Genomic DNA, 13963 nt, shown 5'->3' on the forward strand with positions numbered 1-13963 from the left:
TGCCTTTCAAATATCCGAGGCTCCCCGGATGGCGTATTCACTGAATCTTTCCCCAGGATATCTCACAGCACCTCTTCCGGAAGGTCTTTCTTTTGTAACCTTGTGGTCTCTTGTTATCCTCATGGAATCCCAGCTCAGGGTGTTCCGGGAATTCGCGCTCATGGGGTGGCTTTAGTGAAATTTTGCAAAACCCATACCAGCAGGACTAAAGACAGTGTCTCAAGCTCCTGAAAGAAATGAATATCGGTAGCCGGTCCTGCTGAAGCGGCGTACATCAAGACCGGGAACTGCATCCGTCCAGGTGGAATATCTTTTGCAGTGATTGGTTTGGATCAAATCTGTTTTCTGAGGAGGCTGCGGTGACGGCCGCTATTACCCTTAAAGGTATAGACAAGGCCATTGAGAACCTGAGATATCGGAATCGAAACTCCTCCAAGTTCCGGCTCCTTCAGGCCATCCGGGCCTATTATCGGGACGAGCATTCCCTCGAAACGATCCGGGAGATCGATTCCGATGAATTAATCAGGACCCTCTGGGCGGTCGGTGACAATCCCACCAAGCTGAAACACAGGCGCAAAAACCTCAGCAGCCTCCGCTCTTCTATTAACGCTGATCTTATAAGGATCTACCACGAAAATAAAAATCCGGAAGGAATCATTATTGGGCCTTCCAATACCTTTATCATGTCTGATGAAGCCAAGGACAGTGCCCTTGAAGCCCTCAAGTATGGTGCAGAGAAGGGTGGAGGGGCCTCTCTTCAGGAACTCCTGGAGGTCCTCGGAAGTGTAAAGGAATTGCTTTCCCGCCGGGATGTGTTGCTGGAATCAGATGCACAGCAAGAAGCGGCGGGATTCAAGGAACTGAGAGATCTTGTTCGGGAGTTGTCGGAAAGAGTGGGTCTCGAGATCTTGGGAAATGGGCCTGCGGAGGGCGAAGAAGGGCAAGGTCGGGGAGCCTACGGGGAAGGAATTCAAGATGATCGCTCCGGAGAAGGAGTGCCCGGAACAGGGAAGATGATAGGAGGAGGGGGGTCACTGGAGGGTCATGAAGGAGGACAAGAAGAAGGTAGTCATGAAGATGTGGTGAATAGAGGAAAACCTACGGTTTTAGCTGAAGACGAGGTAGAGGAGCTTGGAGAAGAGGATGGACTGGAGGCTGCGGAAGAGGAGGATATTGAAGAGGCTGAGCTTGAGGATGAGGCTGTAGAGGAAGAGGTAGAGGGTGAGGTTGAAGAGGTAGATGAGCTTGCTGAAGACGAGTTGGAGGAGGTTGATGAGGGGGAACTGGATGAAGTTGCTGAAGAGGTTGAAGAGGTAGATGAAGTTGCTGAAGATGAGGCCCTGGATGAGGCATTAGAGGTAACTGAGGATGATGAGCCGGAGGAAGTGGAAGAGATTGAGGAAGGGGAGTTGGAGTTGATGAGATTGAAGATGGAGAGTTTGCCTTAGAGGAGGAAGAGGAGGGTGAGGTAGATGAGCTTGCTGAAGACGAGTTGGAGGAGGTTGATGAGGGGGAACTGGATGAAGTTGCTGAAGAGGTTGAAGAGGTAGACGAGGTTGCTGAAGATGACCTGGCGGAGACAGGAGATGATGTAGAAGAGGTGGAAGAGGCTGAGGAGGTTGAAAGTGACGATCTTGAGAATGAAGAGGCAGAGGAATCCGATCTGGAGGAGGTGCTTGAAGAAGGGATAGCCGAAGAGGAACCGGTGGTTCTTGCTGAAGACGAGGTAGAGGAGCTTGGAGAAGAGGATGGACTGGAGGTTGCGGAAGAGGAGGATATTGAAGAGGCTGAGCTTGAGGATGAGGCCGTAGAGGAAGAGGTAGAGGGTGAGGTTGAAGAGGTAGATGAAGTTGCTGAAGATGAGGCCCTGGATGAGGCATTAGAGGTAACTGAGGATGATGAGCCGGAGGAAGTGGAAGAGATTGAGGAAGGGGAGTTGGAGGATGAGGGGGAACTGGATGAAGTTGCTGAAGAGGTTGAAGAGGTAGACGAGGTTGCTGAAGATGACCTGGCGGAGATAGGAGATGATGTAGAGGAACTGGAGGATGTGGATGCGGTTGACGGTGATGACATTGAGGGAGAGCTTCTTGAAGCAGGAGGTGGTGATCAGGGGACCCTTCAAGGGAAAGGGGACGACGAGGAGATCTCCATAGATGAAAATGTGGGGTTTGCTCAAGATGATGGTGAGGGATCAGCAAAAGGGGGTGGTCCTGAAAAAGGGGAACCACTTGATGATACAGGGGATTTCAAAGAAATCGAACTATTGGAAAGGGCCGAGGCCGAAGGGGGATTGCTGGAGGAGAAGGGCCTTGGATGGGACGATGAAGAGGGGATCGAAAATGATGAAAAGGCGAGGTTGCTGGCTGAGCAATTTAATCAGTCCCTTGCCGCCATGGACAGGTTTTTCAATCAGTACCTGCTTATTCCCAAGGGAAAATATCCGGTTGGAAACGGTGGACCCCCTGGAAAAGAAAGGCCAAAGGCTTGGCTTGAGATGGCTCCATTTTACATGGGAAAGTTCCCGGTCACCAATGCCCTGTTTGAAATCTTCGTTGAAAAGACCGGTTACAAGACCACGGCCGAGAGATTGGGATACGGCACGGTTTATTACCCGCGGGCACGGAAAAGAATAGATGAAGAGACAGGCCTGGAGACCCTGGATTGGCGCTCAGATCTTACAAGTAAAACGGTGGAAGGCGCTTGCTGGTATCAGCCCCTTGGTCCGGGAAGCACGCTTCATGGAAAACGAAGCCACCCGGTGGTCCAGGTGAGCCTCGAAGATGCGATGGCTTTTGCGGCATGGACCGGGAAGAGACTCCCCACCGAAGAGGAATGGGAGGCTGCAACACGGACCGCACAGGGCTATCCATTCCCCTGGGGTAAGGAATGGAAAGAAGGGGCGTGCAATGTCGAGGAAAGTCTTGTTGGAGATACCACGCCCGTCGATCGGTTCCTGGACTGGGGGAACGAGTTCGGAATCGCGGACGCTCTGGGGAATGTTTTGGAATGGACCTCTTCCCCATGGGAGCCGGAGGAGGAAGGAAAACGATACTTTATTGTAAAGGGAGGGAGCTGGATTTCAAATCGGCCTCTGTTCCTGTGGAATAGGTTCAAGATGGAGCCGGATTCCACTTCAAATATTTTAGGATTCCGATGTATCGCCGTCTAACCGCGTTAATTGTCCCGCCGTCTGTAAATTCTCTTCATACACAAGATGATGTAGCATTTTGTGTTGACACGCCTCAACATGTTGTGATAGTCCTTTCGTAACTGCCTTATAATTTCCAGATAGTTTTAGTTTCTTTCGCGTTTTTCAAGGCCTTTTCGCCCCGGGGTAAACCGGAAGGCCCCATCAATCATTCAAAAATTGAACCCGGCAATACAAGCGTCCTTGGTTTCATTTTCTTTCAGAGGTGATATCTATGTTCGAAAGCATCAAGAAGCGGGACGGAAGAGAGGTACCGTTCGATTCCACCAAAATTACAGCCGCCATTGCAAAGGCGGGAAAAGCGACAGGAGAGTTCGGCGAAAAGGAGGCCAAAAAGCTCACCCTGCGGGTTCTTACCCTGGCCCACGAAATGCGCCTGGACCCCACCCCGGAGGTGGAGGAGATCCAGGACATCGTGGAGAGGGTGCTCCTGGATTCTCCCTTTTACAAGACGGCCAAGGCCTATATCCTTTACCGGGAGCAACATGCACAGATCAGGAATATCGTGGCCAAGGCCAACGTTGATCTGGTGGAGAATTACATCCGGAAGCTGGACTGGAAAATCAACGAAAACAGCAACATGTGTTATTCCCTCCAGGGGCTGAATAATTACATTTCATCGGATATAACCTCTGAATACTGGCTCAATCGCATATATCCCCCTGAAATCAGAAGGGCCCACAAGGAGGGGGATCTCCATATCCATGATCTCAGTCTCCTTTCTGTTTACTGTGTTGGATGGGACCTGAAAGACTTGCTGATGCAAGGATTCCGGGGGGTGCGCGGAAAAGTGGAAAGTGCTCCTCCCAAGCACCTTCGATCGGCCCTGGGGCAGATCGTGAATTTCTTTTACACCCTTCAGGGAGAGGCGGCCGGGGCTCAGGCGATCTCCAACTTCGACACCCTGCTGGCCCCATTTGTCCGGTACGACAACCTGGATTATCGGGGAGTCAAGCAGGCCCTTCAGGAGTTTGTTTTCAATATAAATATCCCGACGAGGGTAGGGTTCCAGACGCCCTTTACAAATATCACCCTGGACCTGACCCCTCCCTCCATCTTAAAACATCAGTACGTAATCATCGGTGGAGAAGAACAGAAGGAGACCTTCGGTGAGTTCCAGACCGAAATGGACATGATCAACCGGGCCTTTGCCGAGGTGATGATCGAAGGGGATGCGAGAGGGCGGGTTTTTACCTTTCCTATTCCCACCTACAATATCACGAGGGAGTTTGAGTGGGACAATCCCAATCTGGATCCTGTCTGGAAGATGACAGGGAAATACGGCATCCCGTACTTTTCTAACTTTGTCAACTCCGACATGTCCCCTGAAGACGCCCGCTCCATGTGTTGCCGGCTTCGCCTGGACAACCGCGAACTCCTCAAGCGGGGTGGAGGGTTGTTTGGCGCCAACCCCCTCACGGGTTCCATCGGGGTGGTCACCATCAACATGCCGCGGATCGGCTATCTGGCCGGCAGCCGGAAGGAATTCTTTGATCGATTGGGTCAGATGGTGACCTATGCCAAAGAAAGTCTGAATATCAAACGAAAGGTCCTCGAGCGGTTTACTGAGAGCAATCTTTACCCGTATTCCAACTTCTACTTGAGGGAGATAAAGAAGCATACCGGTTCGTATTGGAAGAACCATTTCTCCACCATAGGCATAATAGGAATGAACGAAGCCTGCCTGAACTTTCTGGGGGAGAATATCGCGAGTGAGAAGGGAATAGCATTCTCGCTTGAAGTCATGGATTTCCTGAGGGAACAAATTTCGGAAATCCAGGAAGAGTGCGGCCACATTTTCAACCTGGAGGCCACACCGGGTGAAGGCACCTCCTATCGACTGGCCCTCATGGACAAGGAGCGGTTTCCGGATATCATATGCGCCAACGAAGAAATGTACAGGCAGGGAGCCGCCCCGTTTTACACCAATTCCACCCAGCTCCCTGTAAACTACACCGATGACATCTTCGAAACACTGCTCTTACAGGACGAATTGCAGACCAAGTATACAGGTGGGACGGTCCTGCATATCTTCCTGGGAGAGCAGATCAGCGAAGTAGAGACCGTGAAATCCCTGGTTCGAAAAGTAGTGAGCCGTTTCAGGTTGCCCTACTTCACCCTCAGCCCAACCTTCAGTGTCTGTCCCTCCCACGGCTATCTAGAGGGAGAAAAGGAGGTCTGCCCGATCTGTAAAGGAGAGACCGAAATCTATGCCAGGGTTGTCGGATACCTTAGACCGGTGAACCAGTGGAACAACGGGAAACGGGCCGAGTTCGGCATGAGAAAGACCTTCCAGGTGCCGGCGATCGACGAGGAATTCAAGGAACCGGACATCTCTCTCCCTTACGAAAAGGTGGAGGCCCGCTGCGCATGATATAATGGGCTACCGAGGATGCGGACCATTTCTGAACGTCTTCGCAAAGGATGAGCAGAAAACAAGAACATGGTCATCGGTGGACTTCAAAAAAATTCGTTCATAGATTTTCCCGGCCGTATAAGTTGTGTGCTTTTCCTGAAAGGGTGCAACTTCCGGTGCCCCTATTGCCACAACCCCGAACTGGTCTTGGGGACCTTTCAAGGTACCCAGTCCTTCGACCAAAAGCAGGTCCTGGATTTATTGCAAGCTCGGTCGGGTTTCCTGGAAGGCGTGGTGATCACGGGAGGAGAGCCGACCCTCCAACCTGACCTTCTCTCGCTGTGCAAAACGATCCGGGCCCTTGGATACCCTGTAAAACTGGATACGAACGGCAGCCGACCCGACGTCCTGGAAGACCTATTCAGCCATGGTGCGGTGGACTACGTGGCCATGGACATCAAGACTGATCCCCGCCGATATCATGGGCTTACCCCCGAGCCTTTGGATCCGACCACGATTCTCACGAGTATCCGGATCATCATGACATCCGGTGTCCCTTACGAATTCCGGACGACCTGCGTCAAACCCTTCGTCGATGGGGGAATCGTTCGGAAGATCGGAAAAAGCATTGAAGGAGCCGCACGTTATGCCCTCCAGACCTTCCATCAGGCAAAGTGTATCCTGAACCCTGATTTTTTCGTAAGCCAGAATGGCGCGGGGTACTCAAGAGAGGAAATGGAGCGTCTGAAGGCTATCGCTGAGCCCTGGGTGGAGGAGTGTATCCTTCGCTGACGATCTCCTTTACTTTTCATTCAGCTCAGAGGAAAGTTCAACGTGCCATAAACCCGATAATCCGTCACCTTATACCGTCCTACCTGTTCGTCATCCGATCCATCATCAATGCAACAAATCCTGCTGCCGATGAATTTATCTTTATTACAATATGTTAAAGCATCCTGACAGCACCCGATAGGTGAAGGGTAAAAGGATGTTCCCTCCGCTACGTTCCCGCCAAACAGCCGGCGGGCAGGCGCTACGCCGTCCATGGCTCCGCTCACTGCCGATTTTGGCTCTTCCGCTCTCCCTGCCTGCGGCAGGCAGGCTGCTCCAGAGCCAAAATAGGCCGCTCCTGGGAAAATCCTTTTACCCTTTCTTGGACAGGCGGTCACGCATAATTTGGGATATAATCTGAATCTTTGCCTTGACATGGTCTATTGCACCTCGTAAGGGTTGGAGAAGGTTTTCTCTGGGAAATAGAAAAGGGAGGCATGCCTTTATGCGGGTATTCATGACTGGAGGGACTGGATTTGTCGGACGGACCCTGGCCAGGGCTTTTATAGAAAAGGGCCATGAAGTGACAGTGCTGACCAGAAGTCTGAAAAATCCCGGCCTCTTGCCCCAAGGCGCGGGATTTTTAGTGGGAGACCCAACGGAACCGGGACCATGGCAAAAGGAAGTCGCAAACCATGACGTAATTGTGAATCTTGCCGGGGCCTCCATATTTTCACTCTGGACCAAGAGAAGAAAGGAGGCGATCAAAAAAAGCAGGATCCGTACGACGAAAAATTTGGTCATGGCCCTTAAGGCGCGCAAGGGCCTGGATACGGTTTTTCTCAGCGCCTCGGCGGTGGGTTATTACGGGCACGGTGGAGATGAGGTTTTCTCAGAGGAGAGCCCTCCCGGAGACGGATTTCTTGCACGGCTCGCGGGAGAGTGGGAGCGAGTGGCTCTGGAGGCGGAAACCTTGGGATGCCGCGTATTGCTTTGTCGATTTGGAGTGGTTCTGGGAACCGAGGGCGGGGCGTTTCCCAAAATGATATCTGTTTTTAGATGGGGACTTGGAAGCCGGTTGGGTGGCGGGAATCAATGGTTTTCATGGATTCACGAAAGGGATCTGGCACGAATTTTTCTTTTTCTGGCTGAAAGAAAAGATGCTGTGGGTCCTGTAAATTTCACGGCACCCGAGCCCATACGAAACAGGGACCTTACCGGAATGCTGGGGAAGGCCCTGGGAAGACCGACTTTTCTGCCTCCGGTTCCCACGTTTCTCATTAAAACACTTGCGGGAGAATTCGGCCGTATGCTCCTTGAAGGGCAAAGGGCATTGCCAAAAAAACTTATGGGTATGGGATTTCAGTTCGAGTTTCCTTGTTTTATGGGGGCGGTCGAGGATTTGGTGAGGCCGGGGAGCGGCAAATCCTGATTTCCTAGAGCACAACGTTCGGCACTTCCATTTCCCCCTTTGAAAAGGCCTTAAGAAATGCCTTGACTACGATTGGATCAAATTCTGATCCGGCTCCTTTTGCGATGATCTCTTTTGCTTCAAAGGGAGACATGGCTTTCCTATATGGCCTGTCACTTACCAGGGAATCGTAAACGTCGGCAACCGTAAGGATACGGGCTTCCAAGGGAATGTCTTTGCCGATGACATCATTGTACCCGGAGCCGTCGAATTTCTCGTGGTGGGCAAGTACGATGGGTATTGCACGCCCCAAGGGACCACTTACTGGCTCAAGGATTTCGCCCCCCTTTTCAACGTGGCGTTTGATCCCTTCGAATTCATCTTTTGTGAGTCGGGCGGCCTTGTAAAGAAGGTTCCGGCTTATTTCAAGCTTACCGATATCGTGCAAAAGAGCCGCCGCCCGGACGTCTTCTATTCGATCCGGTCTCAGCCCCATATAGGCTGCGATTTTCGCCGCATAGATAGAAACTCGGTAACAATGGTTTTCAGTGTATTGGTCCTGGGAGATGAAATGCCGAAGGATCACCAATAGACCCCTGTATGTTTGACGCAGTTCGTTCATCTGGGCAGTATTCCGCTCATAAAGTGTGCCCATGGTATAGGCGGTGATGATCAGAATTCCTCCCCATGCTGTCAATTCAAACCACTTGGTGCTTGATGCATTCTTAACCTCATCAAGCCACCAGGGATTGTAATAGACCGCCAGGCTGACCAGTATTACACTGGCAAGGGCGGTAAGGGTGGCATGCCTCCGGCCGTAAAAATAGGCTGAGAAAAGGGTGGGGAGTGTATAAAGACCGAGCAACATTCTCTGGGAGGTAAGAAGGTAGTTCATGATCCCCATAATGATCATCATGGAGAGGATGAGCCAGAGTTCTTTATTCACCTCCATGAGCTTTTCAAAAGTTTTTCTCTTAAGAAACTATTTTTCCATGTTGGTTCCCGGGTGAGAGGTTTTTCGGGGAGAGGAGGTGGATGGGTTTTCACACGTGGCATCCCTGTGGGGGTGTCCTTCGGTACATATCTGGCCGAAGCTCCCATTTTCTCCAGTTTTGAAACAATGTTTTCCGCCACCTTTTCAGGGATGTTTTTACTCAAAACAACAGGAGCCCTCTTGATTATTTTCGTAACGTTGTCCGGGGAAGTGTTTTTCACATATTGAGACAGGAAGGCCCCGATTTTTTCAGCCGCCTCTGAACTGGGGACCATGTTCAAGATTAATGTGCCGGCCTTTTGATTGTTCATGACGGTCTCCTGGAGTACTTGACCGGAAATTTCCCTAAGAAGTCCTGCATTGTAGGAATTGGCCTTTGATTAAAGGGAGTTATCTCAAAGGTGAATATCGGCGGGATGGGAAAATTACTTGAATTTAAGAGCAACACCGGTCACAGGAGCGTAGCCCCGGGCAGCCAAAACCCCAGAATCAAGAGGAAGGTCTCTCCCCGGCCTTCTTGCCAAGGGAACTTCATGGGGTTCAATCTCCTTTCGATGGATATAAAAGAGGCTGGAGAAGGAAATGAACAGCCACCATTCCCTGAAATACCCTTCGGGCGCGTCTCCCTGCAACAGGTACAGACAGCGTATTAAGCACCGGCCCATGACGTTGTTTTAAACGGGATCCTGAATTAAGGATCTCAGTAGGTCAAGAGAAATCTTTTTGCCCGTTACAAGCAATACCACCTCCCTTTTTTGAAACCTCCTTTTTGCCTTGATAAGGGACGCGATTGACAAGGCAGCGGCCCCTTCAACAAGTATTTGGTGTTTTTCGATCATCAACCTTATGGCACTTCTGATTTCTTCTTCCGAAACCAGCAGGAAGTCGTCCACGTATTTCCTGCACATTTCAAAGGTGATTGAATCGGGTTCCAATCCACCGGCTGTCCCGTCCGAAATGGTGGGTTTTGATTCCATATCCAGTATTTTTCCCTCCTTTACGGATTCTGCCATCACCGGTGAATTTTCAGGTTGGCACCCGATGATCTCAATGCCTCCCGATGTCTCCTTCATGTATCCTGCTAGGCCTGAAATGAGTCCACCTCCGCCTACCGGGATCAGCATAGTATCTATCTTTTTAAGTTGATCTTTCAACTCCAGGGCGATTGTCCCCTGCCCACCGATTATTTTTGGATCATTGTAAGGAGAAATGAAACTTTTGCCCGACCTTTGTGCCTCATCCCTAGCGGCTTTTTCAGCCATTACGCAATCATTGCCGTGTTGAGCGATTTCAGCTCCTGCCATTTGAAGGGCCCCAAGCTTGGCCCTGGAAGCATTTTCAGGCAGAAAAATTACCCCGGTTCCCATGAATTTTTGTAAAACATAGGCGATCGCAGCCCCGTGATTTCCCGACGATGCCGTGATGATGCCCCTATTCCTTTTCTCCGGACTTAGGGAAAGATACTTGTTGAGAGCACCCCTGAGTTTGAATGAACCGGTGATTTGGCAATTTTCAAGTTTTAAGTAGGCATTGCAGTTCCCGATTCGACTCAGGTAAGGGGAATACTCGATGGGGGTTTCGCGGATGTGACTTCGGATCCTGGCTTCGGCTTCGAGCACTTCCTGCTTTATATCAATATGCATCGCTGTTCTTCCTTTTTATTTTTTGCAGGGGTAAATTATTGGTCGTTACGAGACAGGGATTTTCCCTGGAACATTTTAAGCAGCATTTTGTGGGTGTTTTTTGTTTCGGTAAATGAATTCCCCGCCGCAAACAGCGGGGAATTCAACCCAAAGGGATTAAATCTAAACTCGCATCCTTTGGAATGCAAATAGAAAGCAGAATCAGCGATACCATGGAATTCAGTCAGTCTACCTTTAGCAGAAGCCCATAACGATTCAAGGCCGTTGATATGGCATTTCCCATTGCTGAACTGATCATCTCCATGGTTGACTCGGTAATTTTTTTATGGCCAATATCGACAAAGTCATTATAACCACGCCGGCCATCTAAACCACATCACCTGGCTCAATTTTGAACCTGCTTCAGCTCAACGACAAGATCGTTTATCCTGTTCAGGGCGGAATTCAGATAATCTTGAGGCAGGCCGTAGCTTATTCTCACGAAGTGATCCATGCCGAAGTGGTCGCCTGGGACGATCAAGACACTTTTTTCATCCAGCAGGCGCCTGTGGAACTCGGTGGAATTTATGTCAAGATTGTAGCGAACAAACGTTATCGCAGCAGCCTTGGGGGGAGAAAAAGTGAAGGTATCCTTGTTGCGGTCCATCCATTGCTCAAGTACCGTAAAGCCGTTGCGGATGTATTCCCTCGTGCGGTTGATAAGTCGGGGCCTGATACCAGGAGAAAGGGCAAGGGCTGCAAGCTTGTTTGCAAGCACGGTTCCGCTGATGGTAACATATTCATGCCGGGCCCAGATTTCATCCAGTGTCTCCTCGGGACCAACCACCCAACCTATACGGAGTCCGGGTAGACCGTATGCCTTGCTCATACTGCCAACTGCCAGCACCTTGTCGTATCGCCCGTAAAAGGATGGGCTTTCTTCTTCTGTTTCACGCTCTGCTCCCCTGTAAACTTCATCAGCCAAAATCCATGCTCCGATCCGATCTGCTATGGAAATGATTCTATCCATTTCCCATTCTGTCAAGATGTACCCGGTCGGGTTGTTGGGATTGCATACGGCGATCAGTTTGGTGTTTGTGGTAACCGTACTCTCCAGCTCATCAAGGTCAGGTGACCACGCCATGTCCTCCCGTAAATTGAAGGTCCTGATGCGGTATTCATGGTTCCTGGAAATGCCCCATATCTGCATATAGTTGGGCAGCATTATGGCGATTTCATCTCCGGGGGACAGGAGAGTCCTGGTAGTGATGTAATTTGCTTCGATTGCCCCTACGGTTACCAATACATTTTCAGGTCTTGCCCCATGGTACATTGCGGCGATATTTCGGCGCAATTCCGGAATACCGTTTACATGAGGATAATTGAGATCGGTATCCAGCAATTCATCTATGAACTTGGTATCACTGGCCAACAATTCCCTTAAAAGAACAGGATGAACCCCGCTTTCCGATAAATTGAAATCTACTTCTTGTTCAAATTTTGACATCATCCTTTCCATGACAAAAGGTTGAAATACTGGCATTTCCTTTCCTCCATATCTGTTTTTGGAATACACAAAGTTATGGAAAGACCTGATTTCACGAGGATGGAATTTCCGTGTTTTTCAATCTCTTCTTTTGTTCACCCGGAGAATTTATTGCTGATATTTTCCGTCATTCCCAGTTTTTAATAAAGAGGGCTTGATGAGAAAATCCCTTGAATGGATCCAGAAGACAGCCGGCCCTTTCCGGCATTGTATGGTTACCGTTCCCTTTCTTTATCTTTTTGAGGGCCGGGCCCAATAAGTGACTTGTAGTTATAAATCGTAGCCCTCGATACTTTGAGTATTTCTGCAAGGCGTTGCGTTGCTCCTCTGAACTGAAACAATCCGCTTTTTTCAAAGGCTTCAACCAACCGGATCCTCTCATCCTGCCCCATTGATTCGGTATTGTTGATCCCGTTTTGACAAAGAAAAGAAGAAACAGAAAGCTCAATCAGTTCGTCAGGATCCCTGGCAAGGGAATCCCTTATTATAAAGGGTGGAGTTTCCTCTGCAGATGCCGTCAGGGCGTTCAAAAGAGCCTTTGCCTTGAGTAGGTTGGAAAAGTCGACATTGATACATATGGCACCGACTATTTTCCCTTTTGGATCCCTGATCCATACGGTCGAGGACTGGAACTCCTTGGAATTTATTTTAATCTTGTAATTCAATTGGTCAGGTGTGTCAGAAGCAAGGTCTTTTGATATAAAGTCCATATCGGGCACAGGGGCGCCTGGTTTTCTCCCGGAAAGATTCCCTGCGACAACCACTGCCGAATGCTCCAAGTCGCTGAAGTCATGAATTACAACCTCGCAATGGGGCCCGACCACGGCCACGAGACCCTCTGCAAGGCGCTTTAATAAGTCCAAAAGACCCATCTTTTCCAAAAGACCCATACCTTCCCCTAAACAAATCGTATTGTTGGTTCCCATACACAAATGGTTTTTTCGTAGCCCCTGGGTCAATCATCTTGAGGCGGATAAATATGCTGATTCTCTGCCTGTATGCCGTTCCAACAGGGCAGGCACCCGCGCAGGCGGGGCATGCTTCTGGAGGTCTATTGGCGAAACCTTGATTTGTTTTTGCTTTGTGCTCTGCCCCTCTCCGGGCTTTGCCGGGGTCAAAGTTTCTGCATTCATGGAAAAATTTCTATTCCTGGAATTGAAGCCGGCTTGTGGTCCAAATCTATCAATAAACCGGGACTCATTCAGTATCTTTGGCTAATAACTCCCGCCCCGCTAAATTGACAAACTGTCAAGGTTGATTTCATATAAAAATATTGACATAATTCGTAATGTAACAAATATGCTAATAAAAACAATAAGATTTATTGTTTCGTATAAGAAATAATTATCAAAATATTAGACACAATGTCAAGGAAATTGTGGATCCTTTGACTCCTGTCCTTTATTTTTCCGGAGCAATAAAGAGAAAAGGCATAAGGCTCCATCATCATTCAAGTGCCGTTACTTCAGGGGCCATCACCGATTTCCCCTCTTCCTTTCTTTTTCCCAGAACCGGTAGCAGGATGTGAATGGCTTTGTCCCTAAATACTTTAGGGACCGATTAAAAAACCTATCTGACACGCGAGACGGTAAAATGGCAAGAATCGTCGGGTTGGAACAAATCAAAGGTGCCTTGAAGAACATTGATGTCGTATCGGTCATCGAGGAAGGATTTGTCAAATACTCCTCCCATGGAAACGTGGTAGTACCACCGGTGGGGGAAATGATAATCCAAGATCCTCCGTGGGATGTCCATATAAAAATAGGGCTATATCACTAGTGTCCGGTTGTTAATCGAACAAATTCAACCCAAATTATGCATGACAAATTTTGAAAGAAGTCATTTGTTTAATAATTACAGACTGTTGGGCATCTTTCCAGGTCAGGTTGCATTCACCAAAAAGGTGCAGTCCGGAAACATCAAATTCATTCAAAATTTGTAACCCTTCGGGATTGCCGATTTTGCCGAATCTGTGCTGCGTTGTAAGGCGTGGGTGAAGGGTAAAAGGATGTTCCCTCCGCTACGTTCCCGCCCAACAACCGGCGGGCAATCACT

General features: G+C 49.4%; 11 protein-coding genes. 6 read left to right on the forward strand and 5 right to left on the reverse strand.

Translation table 11 applies throughout. From position 1 onward, the window contains the following. Window positions 1–359: 359 nt before the first annotated feature. The 5 genes from JRF57_13275 (at window position 360) to JRF57_13295 (ending at window position 7767) form a co-directional block, all read left to right on the forward strand. A complete protein-coding gene (locus tag JRF57_13275) occupies window positions 360–1448 on the forward strand; it encodes a hypothetical protein (protein ID MBW2304670.1) in 1089 nt (362 codons plus the stop codon). A gap of 44 nt (window positions 1449–1492) precedes the next feature. After that, a complete protein-coding gene (locus JRF57_13280) occupies window positions 1493–3169 on the forward strand; it encodes an SUMF1/EgtB/PvdO family nonheme iron enzyme (protein MBW2304671.1) in 1677 nt (558 codons plus the stop codon). A gap of 253 nt (window positions 3170–3422) precedes the next feature. Beyond that, a complete protein-coding gene (locus JRF57_13285) occupies window positions 3423–5582 on the forward strand; it encodes a ribonucleoside triphosphate reductase (protein MBW2304672.1) in 2160 nt (719 codons plus the stop codon). Between the two features lie 69 nt (window positions 5583–5651). Then, on the forward strand, window positions 5652–6356 hold the full coding sequence (locus JRF57_13290) for an anaerobic ribonucleoside-triphosphate reductase activating protein (protein ID MBW2304673.1): 705 nt from the start codon (window positions 5652–5654) through the stop codon (window positions 6354–6356). Window positions 6357–6840: 484 nt separating this feature from the next. After that, window positions 6841–7767 carry a TIGR01777 family oxidoreductase gene (locus JRF57_13295; GenBank protein MBW2304674.1) on the forward strand — a complete coding sequence of 309 codons (927 nt, stop codon included), beginning with the start codon at window positions 6841–6843 and terminating at the stop codon, window positions 7765–7767. Between the two features lie 4 nt (window positions 7768–7771). Here JRF57_13295 and JRF57_13300 read toward each other — a convergent pair whose 3' ends face one another. The 5 genes from JRF57_13300 to JRF57_13320 all read right to left on the reverse strand — a co-directional run bounded on the left by JRF57_13300 (window position 7772) and on the right by JRF57_13320 (window position 12798). Beyond that, window positions 7772–8698 (reverse strand): HD-GYP domain-containing protein, encoded by a 927-nt coding sequence (locus tag JRF57_13300; GenBank protein ID MBW2304675.1) that lies wholly within the window; start codon window positions 8696–8698, stop codon window positions 7772–7774. After that, the gene (locus JRF57_13305; GenBank protein MBW2304676.1) at window positions 8689–9051 is read right to left on the reverse strand and encodes a hypothetical protein; all 363 of its coding nucleotides are present in this window, start codon (window positions 9049–9051) and stop codon (window positions 8689–8691) included. Before JRF57_13305 ends, JRF57_13300 begins: the two co-directional genes overlap by 10 nt. A 363-nt stretch (window positions 9052–9414) precedes the next feature. Then, window positions 9415–10383: a threonine/serine dehydratase gene (locus tag JRF57_13310; GenBank protein ID MBW2304677.1), complete on the reverse strand. Its 969-nt coding sequence runs from the start codon at window positions 10381–10383 to the stop codon at window positions 9415–9417. A 385-nt stretch (window positions 10384–10768) separates the two neighbouring features. Then, window positions 10769–11905 (reverse strand): aminotransferase class I/II-fold pyridoxal phosphate-dependent enzyme, encoded by a 1137-nt coding sequence (locus tag JRF57_13315; protein MBW2304678.1) that lies wholly within the window; start codon window positions 11903–11905, stop codon window positions 10769–10771. 218 nt (window positions 11906–12123) lie between these two features. Next, on the reverse strand, window positions 12124–12798 hold the full coding sequence (locus tag JRF57_13320; GenBank protein ID MBW2304679.1) for a PAS domain-containing protein: 675 nt from the start codon (window positions 12796–12798) through the stop codon (window positions 12124–12126). 703 nt (window positions 12799–13501) lie between these two features. On the opposite strand from JRF57_13320, the gene JRF57_13325 reads away from it, so the two are divergent. Further along, window positions 13502–13687 (forward strand): hypothetical protein, encoded by a 186-nt coding sequence (locus JRF57_13325; protein ID MBW2304680.1) that lies wholly within the window; start codon window positions 13502–13504, stop codon window positions 13685–13687. Window positions 13688–13963: the final 276 nt, after the last annotated feature.

The sequence above is a fragment of the Deltaproteobacteria bacterium genome (genome assembly GCA_019310525.1).
Classification (GTDB): domain Bacteria; phylum Desulfobacterota; class DSM-4660; order Desulfatiglandales; family HGW-15; genus JAFDEE01.